At 65.2% G+C, this 13595-nt stretch carries 14 protein-coding genes; 8 read left to right on the top strand and 6 right to left on the bottom strand.

The features are described from left to right. Window positions 1-67: 67 nt before the first annotated feature. From IV113_RS13875 to IV113_RS13860, 4 genes are read right to left on the bottom strand one after another with little or no spacing between them, the layout of a single operon-like run. Complete coding sequence (locus IV113_RS13875) at window positions 68-1315, bottom strand: ArgE/DapE family deacylase (RefSeq protein WP_291086074.1); 1248 nt, start codon at window positions 1313-1315, stop codon at window positions 68-70. Between the two features lie 6 nt (window positions 1316-1321). Continuing rightward, on the bottom strand, window positions 1322-3106 hold the full coding sequence (gene uraD / locus IV113_RS13870; RefSeq protein ID WP_291086071.1) for a 2-oxo-4-hydroxy-4-carboxy-5-ureidoimidazoline decarboxylase: 1785 nt from the start codon (window positions 3104-3106) through the stop codon (window positions 1322-1324). Window positions 3107-3109: 3 nt separating this feature from the next. Beyond that, window positions 3110-4057 carry an allantoinase PuuE gene (gene puuE, locus IV113_RS13865; RefSeq protein WP_291086068.1) on the bottom strand — a complete coding sequence of 316 codons (948 nt, stop codon included), beginning with the start codon at window positions 4055-4057 and terminating at the stop codon, window positions 3110-3112. After that, a complete protein-coding gene (locus tag IV113_RS13860) occupies window positions 4054-4719 on the bottom strand; it encodes a GntR family transcriptional regulator (RefSeq protein ID WP_291086065.1) in 666 nt (221 codons plus the stop codon). Before IV113_RS13860 ends, puuE begins: the two co-directional genes overlap by 4 nt. A 72-nt stretch (window positions 4720-4791) precedes the next feature. Between IV113_RS13860 and uraH the strand changes: the two genes are divergently transcribed. After that, window positions 4792-5145 carry a hydroxyisourate hydrolase gene (uraH, locus tag IV113_RS13855; protein WP_291086062.1) on the top strand — a complete coding sequence of 118 codons (354 nt, stop codon included), beginning with the start codon at window positions 4792-4794 and terminating at the stop codon, window positions 5143-5145. A 198-nt stretch (window positions 5146-5343) separates the two neighbouring features. Here uraH and IV113_RS13850 read toward each other — a convergent pair whose 3' ends face one another. Further along, a complete protein-coding gene (locus IV113_RS13850; RefSeq protein WP_291086128.1) occupies window positions 5344-5826 on the bottom strand; it encodes a hypothetical protein in 483 nt (160 codons plus the stop codon). A 264-nt stretch (window positions 5827-6090) separates the two neighbouring features. Here IV113_RS13850 and xdhC point away from each other — a divergent pair, with 264 nt between their 5' ends. Both xdhC and IV113_RS13840 read left to right on the top strand, forming a co-directional pair. Further along, entirely contained in the window at window positions 6091-6951 is an 861-nt protein-coding gene (gene xdhC, locus IV113_RS13845) for a xanthine dehydrogenase accessory protein XdhC (RefSeq protein ID WP_291086058.1), read from the top strand. A 140-nt stretch (window positions 6952-7091) separates the two neighbouring features. Then, window positions 7092-8288: a urate hydroxylase PuuD gene (locus IV113_RS13840; RefSeq protein ID WP_291086055.1), complete on the top strand. Its 1197-nt coding sequence runs from the start codon at window positions 7092-7094 to the stop codon at window positions 8286-8288. Window positions 8289-8292: 4 nt separating this feature from the next. On the opposite strand, the gene IV113_RS13835 is transcribed toward IV113_RS13840, so the two are convergent. Then, window positions 8293-10002, bottom strand: coding sequence for an FAD-dependent oxidoreductase (locus tag IV113_RS13835; protein WP_291086052.1), 1710 nt, complete (start codon window positions 10000-10002; stop codon window positions 8293-8295). A 91-nt stretch (window positions 10003-10093) separates the two neighbouring features. Between IV113_RS13835 and IV113_RS13830 the strand changes: the two genes are divergently transcribed. From IV113_RS13830 to IV113_RS13810, 5 genes are read left to right on the top strand one after another with little or no spacing between them, the layout of a single operon-like run. Next, window positions 10094-10537: a MarR family transcriptional regulator gene (locus IV113_RS13830; protein WP_291086049.1), complete on the top strand. Its 444-nt coding sequence runs from the start codon at window positions 10094-10096 to the stop codon at window positions 10535-10537. Window positions 10538-10583: 46 nt separating this feature from the next. Then, window positions 10584-11690, top strand: coding sequence for an S-(hydroxymethyl)glutathione dehydrogenase/class III alcohol dehydrogenase (locus IV113_RS13825; protein WP_291086046.1), 1107 nt, complete (start codon window positions 10584-10586; stop codon window positions 11688-11690). Continuing rightward, complete coding sequence (gene fghA, locus IV113_RS13820; RefSeq protein WP_291086043.1) at window positions 11690-12529, top strand: S-formylglutathione hydrolase; 840 nt, start codon at window positions 11690-11692, stop codon at window positions 12527-12529. Before IV113_RS13825 ends, fghA begins: the two co-directional genes overlap by 1 nt. A 9-nt stretch (window positions 12530-12538) precedes the next feature. Further along, the gene (locus IV113_RS13815) at window positions 12539-13198 is read left to right on the top strand and encodes an HAD-IA family hydrolase (RefSeq protein ID WP_291086040.1); all 660 of its coding nucleotides are present in this window, start codon (window positions 12539-12541) and stop codon (window positions 13196-13198) included. 7 nt (window positions 13199-13205) lie between these two features. Further along, the gene (locus IV113_RS13810) at window positions 13206-13586 is read left to right on the top strand and encodes a Rieske 2Fe-2S domain-containing protein (protein WP_291086037.1); all 381 of its coding nucleotides are present in this window, start codon (window positions 13206-13208) and stop codon (window positions 13584-13586) included. Window positions 13587-13595: the final 9 nt, after the last annotated feature.

The raw sequence follows: 13595 nt of genomic DNA, 5'->3' as shown, positions 1-13595 counted from the left end.
GCGGTCTCCTGTGGCCGTTGTTGTGAATTCATTGTGCCCCCGGTCAGGGCTCGCGCAAGAGGGAAACTCAGGCTGGCTGGAGCAACTCAAACAGTGTGCGTGCGATCACCTTGGTGGCGCGCCGCAGGTCTTCCAGCACCAGGTTCTCGTCGGCGCGTTTGGCATTCGACTCGCGCACCGTGCGCGGGCCCGCGCCGTAGATCACGCCGGGGATGCCGTGCTCGCCGTAAATGCGCACATCGGTGTAGAGCGGCGTGCCCACAGCGGGAATGGCTTCGCCGAAGATTGCCTGGCCGTGTTTCTGGATTGCCTTGACCAGCGGCTGGTTGCCGGGCAGGGGCTTGAGCGCCCGCGCCAGCAGGATGCGCTTCACATCGACGCTGATGACGCGGCCGCCGCGTGGCGGGTTGAAGCTGGCCGCGGCTTGCTCGATGGTGCGGCGCAAGGATGCTTCCACCTCGGCCGGGTCTTCCTCGGGGATCATGCGGCGGTCGATCTTGAGCACGACCTTGCCGGGGATCACGTTGGTGTTGGTGCCGCCGTTGATCTGGCCCACGTTCAGATACGGGTGGGTGATGCCCTCGACGCTGGACGTGACCTTCAGGTAGTCAGCGTTGAGCGCGTAGAGCGCGTTGAGGATGTGCGTGGCGCCCTGCAGCGCATCGGTGCCGCTGTCGGGAATGGCGGCGTGCGCCATGTCGCCATGCACCGTCACCTCCAGTTGCAGGCAGCCGTTGTGCGCCACCACCACTTGGTAGCTGAAACCGGCGGCGATCATCAGATCGGGCTTGGTGAGGCCCTTCTTGAGCAACCAGTCGGGGCCCACTTCGCCGCCATATTCCTCGTCGTAGGTCACGTGCAGTTCCACGCCTCCAGCCAGCTTCGCGTTCAGCGATTCCAGCGCGCGAATCGCGAAGGTGAAGCTCGCGATGTCGCACTTGCTGACCGCGGTGGCGCGGCCGTAGATTTTGCCGTCCACGATCTCGCCGCCGTAGGGGTCGTGCGTCCAGCCTTCGCCGGGCGGCACCACGTCGCCGTGGGCGTTGAGGGCAATGGTCTTGCCCGCGCCATACGGGCGACGCACGATCAGGTTGGTGATGCTCTGCAGGCCGGCGGCCTCGACTTCATTCGCGGGCACAGCGTGCTTCTCGGCGCTCAGACCCATGACGGCGAGCAGCTCGGCGGTGCGCTCGGCGTGCGGCGCGTTGTTGCCCGGCGGCGTGTCGGTGGGCACGCGCACGAGCTCCTGCAGGAAGCGCACCTCCTCATCGAAGTGGGTGTCGATCCAGGCATCCAGTTGTTGGTCGGTGGTCATGTGGCTTCAGTGCTTGTGTTCGGTGGCGAGTTGTTCGAGCAGGTGCGAGAAGGCGCGCACGCACAGCTCGATGTCGTCGCTGGTGGTGGACTCCAGCGGGTTGTGGCTGATGCCGCTGTTGAGGCCGCGCACGAAGAGCATGGCCTGCGGCATCACCTCGTGCAGTTTCATCGCGTCGTGACCGGCGCCGCTGGGCATGCGGTGCAGTGGCACGCCCAGCGCGTTCACCGCGGTTTCCCAGCGGGCCTGCCAGGCGGGGGCGCTGGGCGCGGCGGCGGCGCGCATGGTCTCTTCGGTCTTGAGACCGATGCCGCGGCGTTCGCAGATGGCGAGCAACTGCGCGAGGATGTCGCGCTCCAGTGCGTCGCGCTGCGCATTGCTCGGGGCGCGCAGGTCGAGCGAAAACAGGCAGCGGCCCGGCACCACGTTGATCGAGCCACCCGGCACCTGCAGCATGCCGATGGTGGCGACCGAGTCGCCATCGGCCGCGGCGCGCTGCTCGGCATGGAGCGCGAGCTCGGCCACGGCGCTGGCGGCATCGCGCCGGCGGTTCATGGGCGTGGTGCCCGCGTGGCTGGCCATGCCGATGGCTTCACACAGGTAACGCACGCTGGCATTGATGGAGGTGACCACGCCCAGTGGCAGGTCCATCTCGTTGAGCACCGGGCCCTGCTCGATGTGCACCTCCACGAAGCCGAGGTATTTCGACGGATCGCGCCTGAGCGCACCGATGGCCTCCAGCGTGGCGGGCAGGCCGGCGTGCAGCATGGCTGCGCGCATGGTGACGCCGTCGGCGTCTTGCTGGTCGAGCCAGGTCGGGTTGAAGTGTCCGGTGAGTGCGCCCGAACCGAGGAAGGTGGCCTTGTAGCGCTGGCCTTCCTCTTCGGAAAAGCCCACCACCTCGATGGCGAACGGCAAGCGCCTGCCAGCTGCGTGCAACTGTTTCACGCAGGCCATGGGCACGAAGATGCCCAGGCGTCCGTCGTACTTGCCGCCGTTGCGCACGGTGTCGAAATGGCTGCCGGTGAGGAGGGTGGGTGCATCCGGCGTGGCGCCGTGGTAGCGCCCCACCACGTTGCCCACTGCGTCGATATCGACCTCGTCAAACCCGCACTCACGCATGCGCACCACCAGATCGGCAGCACATGCACGGTGCGCGTCGGTCAGGTAGGTCACGGTGAGCTGGCCTTGTTCGGCAAACGCCGGGTCGCTGTGGCGCGAAAGGTCTTCGTGCCAGTCCCACACCTCGTTGCCGAGCACGGGCTCGAAGCCGAACTTGTCGTTCAGCCGGATCTCGGCAATGCGGTGGATGTTGCGCAGGCACTCGGCGCGCTCGAAGTCCACCGGGTTGCCCAGGCGGCGTTCAAAGGTGGCGATGATCTCGCGCTTGGCGAGACCCGTGCCGCGCGGGCCGCGCACGGCCAGGATGAACGGGAAGCCGAACTTCGCGTTGTATTGCGCGTTGAGTTGCTGGATGTGCGCGAACTCTTCGGGTGTGCAGTTCGTGAGACCCGCCTTGGTCTGTTCGTGGGTGGACTCCGCGGTGAGCGATTGGCTCACCATGGCCTTGCCCGCGAGCTCGGGGTGGGCGCGGATCAGCGTCAGCTGCGCATCCACGCTTGCGTGGGCCAGCACCGTGACCATGGCGTGCTTGAGAGCGGCCAGTGAAGCGAACGGGCGCTGCGCGAGCGCCTGCTCGGCGATCCACGGCGAGTGTTCGTACAGCCCGTCGAGCAGGCGCATCGCCTCGGCAGGGTCTGCGCTGTTGAGTTGGTGCAGGGTGGGGGTCATGGGTCAGACGGGTGCCGGATGGTGTTGCTGCCAGTGGCGGGCGATGTCGATGCGCCGCGCCACCCAGACGTGGTCGTGCTGCGCGATGTGGTCCAGGAAACGCTGCAGCGCCACCATGCGGCCAGGCTTGCCGAGCAGGCGGCAGTGCATGCCGATGCTCATCATCTTGGGCCGGTCGAGGCCCGCCGGGTTGCCTTCGGCATAGAGCATGTCGAAGCTGTCCTTGAGGTACTGAAAAAACGGGTCGGCATGCGAAAAGCCCTGTGGCAGCGCGAAGCGCATGTCGTTGCAGTCCAGTGTGTACGGCACGACGAGCTGGTGGTGGTGGTTTCCGTCGGTCTTCTTCACCTTCATCCAGAACGGCAGGTCGTCGCCGTAGTAGTCGCTGTCATAAGCGAAGCCGCCGTGGTCGGCCACCAGGCGGTGGGTGTTGGGGCTGTCGCGCCCGGTGTACCAGCCTTGTGGGCGGCTGCCGGTGAGGTCTTCGATGATCTGCATGGCCTGCGCCATGTGCGCGCGCTCGGTGGCCTCATCCACGTTCTGGTAGTGGATCCACTTGAGGCCGTGACAGGCGATGTCGTGTCCGAGTTTTACAAAGGCGGCCGTCACGTCGGGGCAACGCTGCAGCGCGGTGGCCACGCCGAACACGGTGAGCGGCAGGCCGCGCTGCTCGAACTCGCGCAGCAGGCGCCACACGCCGGCGCGTGAGCCATATTCGTAGATGCCTTCCATGCTCATGTGGCGCGCCGGATAGGCCGCGGGGTTGAACATTTCGGAGAGGAACTGCTCGGACGCGTCGTCACCGTGCAGCACGCTGTTCTCGCCGCCTTCTTCAAAGTTGAGCACGAACTGGACGGCGATGCGCGCTCCGTTCGGCCAGCGAGCGTGGGGCACGTCGCGCCCATAGCCGGCCAGGTCGCGCGGGTAGGGCAGTGTCGAGTCGTAGGTCATGACAGGGCCATGGAGATATCGTTGGTGGGCAGCTTGCGGTCGAAGGTCAGGTTCTCTTCGACATGCTGCAGGTGCTCGTCCATCAGGCGCACGGCCAGTTCCTCGTCGCGCGCGGCCAGCGCCTTCACGATGTCGGCGTGTTCGTCGTTCGAATGCTCGGCGGCCTGGTTGCTCTGGTACATGAGCGTGATCAGCGCGCAGCGCGAGATGAGCTCGCGCAGCATCTCGGCCAGCACCCGGTTGCCCATGAGTTCGGCCATGCGCACATGGAAGTCGCCCAACAGCTCGGTGCGGCCGGCCACGTCCTCGTTGTTCACCGCGAGCTTTTCCTGCGCCACGTGTTCACGCAGCGCCTTGATCTTGGCGTTGGTCACGGTCTTCACGAAAGCGCGGGTCATTTCCGCCTCCAGCATGCGCCGCACCGCAAACACCTGCTGCGCTTCTTCCACCGACGGCGCGGCCACAAAGGCGCCACGCGCGGGCTCCAGCCGGATCAGGCGGTTCTGCGACAGCTGGAACAGCGCCTGACGCACGAGGGTGCGCGAGACGCCGAAATGGTCGGCCAGTTTCTGCTCGGCCAGCTTGGTGCCCGGGTGCAGACGGTGCTCCACGATGGCCCGGGTGAGCGACTCGACGATGTGCAGGGTGCTGGAGGTTTCCATGGAATCATCATATCCAGAAAAACAAAAAGTGTATACACTTTCAGTCTACTGCAAACCATTCAAAGGACGACCATGGGCTTGAGTACACACGTTCTGGACACCATGCACGGCTGCCCTGCCGCCGGCATGCAGGTGGAGCTGCACACCACGCAAGGCGACCAGGCCACGCTGGTCAAACGCTTCGTGCTGAACCAGGACGGCCGCAACCCCGATGGTCCGCTGTACGACAACGCGAGCCTGAAGGCGGGTACCTACCGGCTGGTGTTCGACGTGAGGGGTTATTTTGCGGCCCGGGGCGTGGCTTTGCCCGAACCGAATTTCCTCAACCGGGTCTCGCTGGACTTCGGTGTGGCGCACACCGACCAGCATTACCACGTGCCGTTGCTGGTGAGTCCGTGGAGTTACTCCACGTACAGGGGGAGCTGACGCTGCACCCCCCGCGCCGCTTCGCGTCACCCCCCAAGGGTGCGATGCGAGTGGCCTGGCAGAGCCAGTTCCACCGCATCCTTGGTGAAGGCACGTCGCGCTGGAAGGGGAGTTGGCCCAGGGCACCGCGGAACCGGCTTTGCCGGGCCGCCAGTGCCGCCCCCTTGAGGGGGTGACGCCGCAGGCGGCGCGGGGGTGTCACTTACTGCGCTGCCCTTCGGTCAGCGTGTCGAGCTGGAAGTTGCCGCTCTTGTCCCAGAGCCAGATGTCGGTGTAGGTGACGCTGCCCATGCGCACCGGTGCCGGGAAGGGCGCGGCTGCGCGCACCGTGCGTTCGATCTCGCGCATGACGTCGGGCACATGGCTGGGCGCGCGCATCCAGTTCACGGTGCGCACATTGCCACGGCCATCCACCTCGACCTGCAGCACGCCCACCGCGTGCATGAGCGGCGGCAACTGGCCTTTGTAGATGCGGTGGCCGTTGCGTTGATAGATGTGCCGAGCACCATCCTTGCGGTAGTCGAGCGGTGACACAGCGTGGGACACGAAGTCGGGCGCGGGCAGTTCGGAAATGGGTGGTGGTGCGGGAGCCAGTGCCGGAGGGAGGGGTGGGGGGGCCGGGGGTGGGGGCGGAGGCGGGGATGCGCAAGAGGCGAGCAGTGCGGCGGTGAGCGCCCCCATCCATGCCCAGGAGCCACGGCCGGCGCGGTTGGTTGCAACAGGCGCATCGGGCCGTGAAGCCGGTTGCGGTGCGGGTTCAATGTCTCTCATGTGGGATGGCCTGTTTGAACTGATCGGACCCCGGTATGGCCACGAGAGCGCATACGAACGGGTGGATGGAATGTATTGTGGCTGGACTGCGAGGTTTCGCACAGTAAGGTTGATACTGACGCGCCTGGTTTGACCTTGCTTCTCCCCACCTATTTTTTGACGTCGACGCCACACATGCTCAGCGAACTTGAAACCTTTCTGCTGAATCTGGCGCACGTTCCCGCGGTCCTCATCACCGTTGAGCAAGCGCGGGGCTCCGTTCCTCGCGAAGTGGGCGCGTGGATGGCGGTGTTTGCCGACGCGACACGCGGCGAAGTGGGCACGATCGGCGGCGGGCATCTTGAGTGGAAAGCCACACGCCAGGCCCGTGAAGCCCTGGCACGCCGGGCTGAGCAACCTGACGAAACCCTTCAGGGCTGGCACGAGCGCGTCACGCTCGGGCCCAGTCTGGGCCAGTGCTGCGGCGGTTCTCTGGTGCTGCGCTTCGAGCCCGTGGATGCTTCGCACGGCGAGGAACTGAGCATTCGGCTGCGGCCCGCCCACACGCCGCTGGCGCTGTTCGGCGGTGGCCATGTGGGACGCGCCATCGTGCAGGCGCTGGAGCCATTGCCGTTCGACGTGACCTGGATCGACAGCCGAGATGGTGTGTTTCCGTTGAGCCTGCCGCCGCAGGTGAGCACCGAACATTCCGAACCGGTGCACGCCGCCGTGCGCGACCTCCCGGCGGGCGCGTGCGTGCTGATCATGAGCTTCTCGCACGCCGAAGACCTGGACGTGGTGGCAGCGTGCCTGCAGCGCCAGCGGGAGCGCAACGATCTGGCCTTCATTGGTTTGATCGGCAGCCGCACCAAGTGGGCGACCTTTGGCCATCGCCTCATGGAGCGGGGTTTCTCCGCCGAGGACCTGGGCGGCGTGACCTGCCCGATCGGCTTGCCGGGCATTGTCAGCAAGGTGCCCGCGGTGATCGCGGCTTCGGTCGTGGCTCAGTTGTTGCTTGCCGTGGAGGCCAGTGCCGGCAGTTCGAAAACACCTTGATTGTCTCCAAAAGTTGTATACACTTTGCCCACTTGGTCGCAGCGGAGCAGGTGGGCGCACTCCCGCCCAATCGCGGCCCTCAGTCGACTCACAGCGCCCGCGGTGGTGAGTCGCAACCCTTGATGTTGCCTTGAGGTGCCATGGAAACCTACCTGTTTGATTGGGCCAATCTGCTGCTGCGCTGGCTGCACGTGATCGTGGCCATTGCCTGGATCGGCTCTTCCTTCTATTTCGTTTTTCTCGACAGCAGCCTCACGCCGCCCCAGGACGAACAGCTGAAGAAAGACGGCGTGAGCGGTGAGCTCTGGGCCCTGCACGGCGGTGGCTTCTACCACCCGGTGAAGTTCGCGGTGTCGCCGCCCAAGCTGCCCGAGCACCTGCACTGGTTTTACTGGGAGAGCTATTCCACCTGGCTGTCGGGCTTTGCGCTGTTCCTCATCTCGTACCTGTGGAGCCCGAGCGTCTACCTGATCGATCCCAACGTGTTTGTTTGGAGCCCGGCCGCGGCCATCGCGGGCGCGCTCGCTTTCCTGGTGGTGTTCTGGCTGCTGTACGACGCGATCTGCCGCACGCTCGGCCAGAGCAAGAACGGCGACGCCAAGGTGGGTGCGCTGGTGCTGGTACTGGTGTGCGTGGCGGCGTGGCTCGCCACGCAGCTGTTTGCCGGGCGCGCGGCCTTCCTGCTCGTGGGCGCGATGATCGCCACCGCCATGAGTGCCAATGTGTTCTTCTGGATCATCCCGGGCCAGCGCACCGTGGTGGCCGACATCCAGGCCGGCCGGCCGGTGGACCCGATCCATGGCCAGCGCGGCAAGCAGCGCAGCGTGCACAACACCTACTTCACGCTGCCGGTGCTGTTTTCGATGCTGAGCAACCACTACAGCTTCACTTACACCCATCCCCAGAACTGGTTGATCCTCGTCGGGATGATGTTTGCGGGTGCGGCGATCCGTCAGTTCTTCGTCATGCGCCACGGCTTCAAGCTCGGCCGCAATGCGCATCCCTGGCCTTATGCGGCCGCCGGAGTTGTGGTGCTGATCGCGCTCATCGTCGGGCTCAGGCCCGCGCCGGTGCAGGCCGTCGCGGTACCCGATTCCGTGACCTACGCGCAGCTCAAGCCCGTGATCGAACAACGCTGCGTCATGTGCCACGGCAACGCCGTGCAGTCCAAGAACGTGCGACTTGATTCACCCGAGGCGGTGAAGCAGCATGCGCAAGCGGTCTACCAGCAAGTGGTGGTGTCGCGCCTCATGCCGATGAACAACGCGACCGGCCTGACCGAAGAGGAACGCGCGCTGATCGGGCAGTGGTTCAAGTCCGGCGCGAAGGTCGAGTGACGCTTCACGGGGCTATGGGCGCTGGGACGCCGACGCAGGTGCCCAGGATTGACGCGGCGTTGGTTGCATCCGTCCCGCGCCAGGCAACCATCTGATCTGGCCGGATCAGCACCATCGGGGCTTCGTACAACGCCAGCAGTTCCGGGGCTGCGTGACGGACCACTTGCAGGTCCAGCCCCGCTGTCAGGGCTGCGCGCTCGAATGGCTCGGTGTCGGGTGCGTGCGGTCCGAGTGCCAGCAGCGTCCATTCAAAGTGGAACGAGTCGTAGAGCGATCGACCGTCTTCCAGCCAGGCGTGTGGCGGGCGTCCGCCCGGGCATGCCGTGGGCACGTATTCGTTGGGCTTGTCGTCGGGCGGTCTTGATCCGTCGGCCACGACGATGGGGGAACCGTCGTAGCGGCCACCGAAGGTCACGCCCGGAATGTTGAATTCCAGCCGCACGTGCGCGTTGAGGTGCACCGAGGCAGCCTGGCGGGCGCGCTCACCTTCGACGGTGTCCTGTTCCAGTTCGGGCGTGGCGCGGAACAGGCCGACCGAGTCGGCAAACTGTCTGGCATAGGCGGTGTTGCGCTCGGCCAGCGGCCTGCGCTCCACCTCGTAGGTGTCGAGCAGCGATTCGGGTGCTCGCCCCTGCAGGACATGGGCCAGCTTCCAGCCCAGGTTCACGGCATCCTCCACCGCGGTGTTGTAGCCCAGGCCCCCGGTGGGCGTGAACAGGTGAGCTGCGTCGCCGCCGAGGAAGACCCGGCCTTGCTGGAACTTCTCCGCGACCAGCGCATGTCCGGCCGTCCAGGTGAGCATGGACAAAACCTCGATGGGCAACCCACACCCCATGGCCTCAGAAAAGATGCGCTTGGCGTCGTGCTCAGTCCAGGCGTCGGCGTCCTCGCCTTCGTGGATCGCCGCATGAAAGGCGAATTCGCTCTGGCCATCGACCGACGCTATGAAGGCGCGCCGTTGCGAATTCACCGATACGTACATCCATGCCTTGTCGTGGGGGAATGAATCGTGGAACGTGGGTGCGCGGCAGTACAGCGCGAACATCTTTCCGCCCATGAACTCGCGTTTGAAGCCGGTGGCGCCACCGTAGCCGATGCCGAGTTGTTGACGCACCGTGCTGCGGGCGCCGTCCACGCCGACGAGGTATAGCGCCGTCACGGTGCGGGACTTTGTTCCATCGACCGAGGTGATGTGCGCCTGAACGTCGTCCCCTCTGTCGGTGAACTGGCCGAGCTGCCAGCCATGCTCGACGTGATTGCTCGGCCAACGTTTGGCGTGGCGCAGCAGGGTGGCCTCCACGAGCTTCTGCGACACGCGATGGGGCAGCTCCGCAGCACTCCATGAACCCCCCATGCTCTTGATGGTTGCCGTCGCCTGCCGGGCCGTGGGCAGGCGAAGCCGTGCCAGTTCGTGTTGACTGAAGCGGGTGAAGTAGGCGATGTCGGTCGGGTGATCAGCCGGCAAACCCTGTTCGCGGATCTCCGCCGCAAAACCATGCCGGCGGAAGTGTTCCATGGTTCGGGCCTGTGTCGCATTGGCCTGCGGGTTGAAGGCGGTTCCGGGCTTGGGCTCCACCAAGAGGGTGCGCACGCCACGCCGACCGAGCTCGTTGGCCAGCATGAGACCGCACGGTCCGCCGCCTGCGATCAGCACATCGGTCCGGATTTCGTCGTCCGGCTCACCCGCCGGGCTCATCGATAATTGACCTGCCATATCGGTTATTTGCTTAGGTTGCCTAAATACTTTGAGTGTACCGAAAAAGAAACCTCCGTCCAGACCTCGCCGCGCGCCGGACGCCTGGCGCATGCACAACGCGGGTCGCGTTCTGGGCAACGCGCTGACGCGCTTCGAGGCCCGCGTGCTGGAACTGATGGCCCAGGCCGGGCACGGACAAACACGCCTGCCCCACATCAACCTCACCCGCCATCTCGACCTGGAGGGCACGCGCATCACGGTGCTGGCGCAGCGCGCGAACATGACGAATGCGGCGATGACGGAGTTGATCGACCAGTGCGAAGGCTTGGGCTTGGTGGTTCGCCTGGCCGATCCGGCAGACCGGCGGGTGCGCATCGTGAACTTCACCGATGCCGGGCGCGTGTGGCTGGCCGCGTTCTCGAAAGCACTGAAGAAGGCGGAGCGGGAACTGTTTGAAGAGATCGGTGAGGACGCTGCAACCATGCTGCTCAACGCACTGGCAAGGTATGGGGGCGTGGTGGCATCCATTGGTGCGCAGGACAGCGCCAACTGATCTGCGGTACCCTCGACGGCGATCTCATCAACCCATCGAACACACCATGAAAACGCAAGCCGCCGTCGCCTGGAAAGCAGGCCAGCCTCTCACCATTGAAACCGTGGATCTGGAAGGCCCGAAGTTCGGCGAAGTGCTGGTGGAGATCAAGGCCACCGGCATCTGCCACACCGACTACTACACGCTCTCGGGGGCCGACCCCGAAGGTATCTTCCCCGCCATCCTGGGCCACGAAGGCGCGGGCATCGTGGTGGATGTGGGCCCTGGCGTGACCTCGCTCAAGAAGGGCGACCATGTCATCCCGCTGTACACGCCCGAATGCCGCCAGTGCAAGTTCTGCCTGAGCCGCAAGACCAATTTGTGCCAGCTGATCCGCGGCACGCAGGGCAAGGGTCTGATGCCCGACGCCACCAGCCGCTTCAGCCTGGACGGCCAGCCCATCTTTCATTACATGGGCACCAGCACCTTCAGCAACTACACCGTGGCGCCGGAAATCTCGCTGGCCAAGATCCGCGAAGACGCACCGTTCGACAAGGTCTGCTACATCGGTTGCGGCGTCACCACCGGCATTGGTGCGGTGATTTTCTCGGCCAAGGTCGAGGCGGGTGCCAACGTGGTCGTGTTCGGCCTGGGCGGCATTGGCCTCAACGTGATTCAGGGCGCGAAGATGGTGGGCGCCGACAAGATCATCGGTGTTGATCTCAACCCCGCGCGCGAAGCCATGGCACGCAAGTTCGGTATGACGCACTTCATCAACCCGAAAGAAGTGCCCAATGTTGTTGATGCGATCGTCCAGCTCACCGATGGCGGTGCCGACTACAGTTTTGAATGCATCGGCAACACCAAGGTGATGCGCGACGCGCTGGAGTGCACGCACAAGGGCTGGGGCCGCAGCATCATCATCGGCGTGGCCGAGGCCGGCGCCGAGATCTCGACCCGTCCGTTTCAGCTGGTTACCGGCCGTAAGTGGGAAGGCTCGGCCTTCGGTGGCGCGCGCGGCCGCACCGACGTGCCCAAGATCGTTGATTGGTACATGGAAGGCAAGATCAACATCGACGACCTGATCACGCACAAGCTGCGCCTTGACCAGATCAACGAAGGCTTCGACCTGATGAAGCGTGGCGAATCGATCCGCGCCGTGGTGGAGTTTTGATGGGCCTGGAGACGCTCAGCGAGCACCGCTGCTTTGGTGGCGTGCAGGGCTTTTACCGGCATGCTTCCACCGAGATCGGCTTGCCGATGAAGTTCGGCGTGTTCGTGCCACCGCAGGCCTCTCAAGGCCCGGTGCCGGTACTGTTCTTTCTGGCTGGCTTGACCTGCACCGAGGAAACATTTGCCATCAAGGCCGGCGCGCAACGCATGGCGGCCGAGCTCGGCTTGATGATCGTCACGCCCGACACCAGCCCACGCGACACCGGCATTGAAGGCGCCAGCGCCGAGTGGGATTTTGGCCACGGTGCCGGCTTCTACCTCGATGCAACCGAGATGCCCTGGGCGAAGCATTTCCGCATGGAGAGCTGGATCACGCAGGAGCTGCGTGCTCTGGTGCTGTCGCAGTTCCCGGCGCGGGGCGACCGTGTGGGCATCTTCGGTCACTCCATGGGCGGCCACGGCGCGCTCACGCTGGCCTTGCGCCACCCGGGGCTGTACCAGAGCGTCTCGGTGTTTGCGCCGATCGCTGCGCCCAGCCAATGTCCCTGGGGCGAGAAAGCGTTCACCGGTTACCTGGGAGCGGACCGTTCGGCCTGGGCCGCGCACGACGCCACCGAGCTGGTGAAGGCCGGGCACAAGGTGCCCCCCCTGCTGATCGACCAGGGCCTGGGCGACACTTTCCTCGCCACGCAGTTGCATCCGCACCTGCTGCAGGACGCTTGTGTGGGCGCCGACCAGCCGCTCGTGTTGCGCAGCCACCCGGGCTACGACCACGGCTATTACTTCATTGCCAGCTTCATCGAAGACCACCTGCGCCACCATGCGCAGGCGCTGGTCTGAAACGGATCCATGCGCCCTCGCCAATACGACCTCATCGCCTTCGACTGGGACGGCACCCTGTTTGATTCCACGGCGCTCATTGCCCGCTGCATTCAACTGGCCGTGACCGACGTGGGCGGCACACCGCCCACTACCCAGGCCGCCAGCTACGTGATCGGCATGGGGCTGATGCAGGCGCTGGCCTACGCCGCTCCCGACGTGCCGCCCGAAAAATACCCGCAGCTCGGCGAGCGCTACCACCACCACTACATAGCGCGTCAGCATGATCTGAGTCTGTTTGAGGGCGTGCTGCCCCTGCTTGCCGAACTCAAGAGCCGCCAGCACTGGCTCACGGTGGCCACGGGCAAGAGCCGCCGCGGTCTGGACGAGGTGTTGCGCACAGTGGAACTCGCTGGCGTGTTCGACGGCTCGCGCACGGCCGACGAAACCGCCGGCAAGCCCCATCCGTTGATGCTCAACGAGCTGATGCGCGAGTTCAGTGTGACGCCCGAGCGCACGCTCATGATCGGGGATACCACGCACGACCTGCAGATGGCGCTGAACGCGGGCTGTGCGAGCGTGGGTGTGAGCTACGGCGCGCACGAGCCCGACGCCTTCCACGAACTCAAGCCCTTGCATGTGGCGCATTCGGTGCGCGAACTGCACGACTGGCTCACAGCGCACGCCTGAGACCACCATGACGCCACTGCCCGACGACCCGATTCACCCGCTGTGCAACAGCTGCGATCTGGTCGACGGGGGGAGGGCGGTCTCGTTCGACGTGAACTACGCGGGCCAGACCTGTCGGGCTTTTGCGGTGCGTTACCAGGGCCAGCCGCACGCCTATCTGAACCGCTGCGCGCACGTGGCGATGGAACTCGACTGGCAGCCCGACCGCTTTTTTGACGACACGGGTCGTTGGCTGATGTGCGCCACGCACGGTGCGGTGTATGAGCCTTCAACAGGGGAATGCCGGGGCGGACCGTGTCGCGGCGGGCTGTTCAAGATCGAACTGCTGGAGCTCGATGGGGTGATTCACTGGCGGTCACAATACCACCTCAAACCCGTTGAATTCTGAGAACACACG

The sequence above is a fragment of the Hydrogenophaga sp. genome (assembly GCF_018780385.1).
Taxonomy (GTDB): domain Bacteria; phylum Pseudomonadota; class Gammaproteobacteria; order Burkholderiales; family Burkholderiaceae_C; genus Hydrogenophaga.
Note: the sequence above shows the minus strand (reverse complement) of the source record. Positions and strands in the feature narration are given on the sequence as shown.

What these genes read in the sequence shown, in the direction of transcription:
- IV113_RS13875 (WP_291086074.1), bottom strand. Translation starts at nt 1,315, where the DNA reads ATGACCACCGACCAACAACTGGATGCCTGGATCGACACCCACTTCGAT.
- uraD (WP_291086071.1), bottom strand. Translation starts at nt 3,106, where the DNA reads ATGACCCCCACCCTGCACCAACTCAACAGCGCAGACCCTGCCGAGGCG.
- puuE (WP_291086068.1), bottom strand. Translation starts at nt 4,057, where the DNA reads ATGACCTACGACTCGACACTGCCCTACCCGCGCGACCTGGCCGGCTAT.
- IV113_RS13860 (WP_291086065.1), bottom strand. Translation starts at nt 4,719, where the DNA reads ATGGAAACCTCCAGCACCCTGCACATCGTCGAGTCGCTCACCCGGGCC.
- uraH (WP_291086062.1), top strand. Translation starts at nt 4,792, where the DNA reads ATGGGCTTGAGTACACACGTTCTGGACACCATGCACGGCTGCCCTGCC.
- IV113_RS13850 (WP_291086128.1), bottom strand. Translation starts at nt 5,826, where the DNA reads ATGGGGGCGCTCACCGCCGCACTGCTCGCCTCTTGCGCATCCCCGCCT.
- xdhC (WP_291086058.1), top strand. Translation starts at nt 6,091, where the DNA reads ATGCTCAGCGAACTTGAAACCTTTCTGCTGAATCTGGCGCACGTTCCC.
- IV113_RS13840 (WP_291086055.1), top strand. Translation starts at nt 7,092, where the DNA reads ATGGAAACCTACCTGTTTGATTGGGCCAATCTGCTGCTGCGCTGGCTG.
- IV113_RS13835 (WP_291086052.1), bottom strand. Translation starts at nt 10,002, where the DNA reads ATGGCAGGTCAATTATCGATGAGCCCGGCGGGTGAGCCGGACGACGAA.
- IV113_RS13830 (WP_291086049.1), top strand. Translation starts at nt 10,094, where the DNA reads ATGCACAACGCGGGTCGCGTTCTGGGCAACGCGCTGACGCGCTTCGAG.
- IV113_RS13825 (WP_291086046.1), top strand. Translation starts at nt 10,584, where the DNA reads ATGAAAACGCAAGCCGCCGTCGCCTGGAAAGCAGGCCAGCCTCTCACC.
- fghA (WP_291086043.1), top strand. Translation starts at nt 11,690, where the DNA reads ATGGGCCTGGAGACGCTCAGCGAGCACCGCTGCTTTGGTGGCGTGCAG.
- IV113_RS13815 (WP_291086040.1), top strand. Translation starts at nt 12,539, where the DNA reads ATGCGCCCTCGCCAATACGACCTCATCGCCTTCGACTGGGACGGCACC.
- IV113_RS13810 (WP_291086037.1), top strand. Translation starts at nt 13,206, where the DNA reads ATGACGCCACTGCCCGACGACCCGATTCACCCGCTGTGCAACAGCTGC.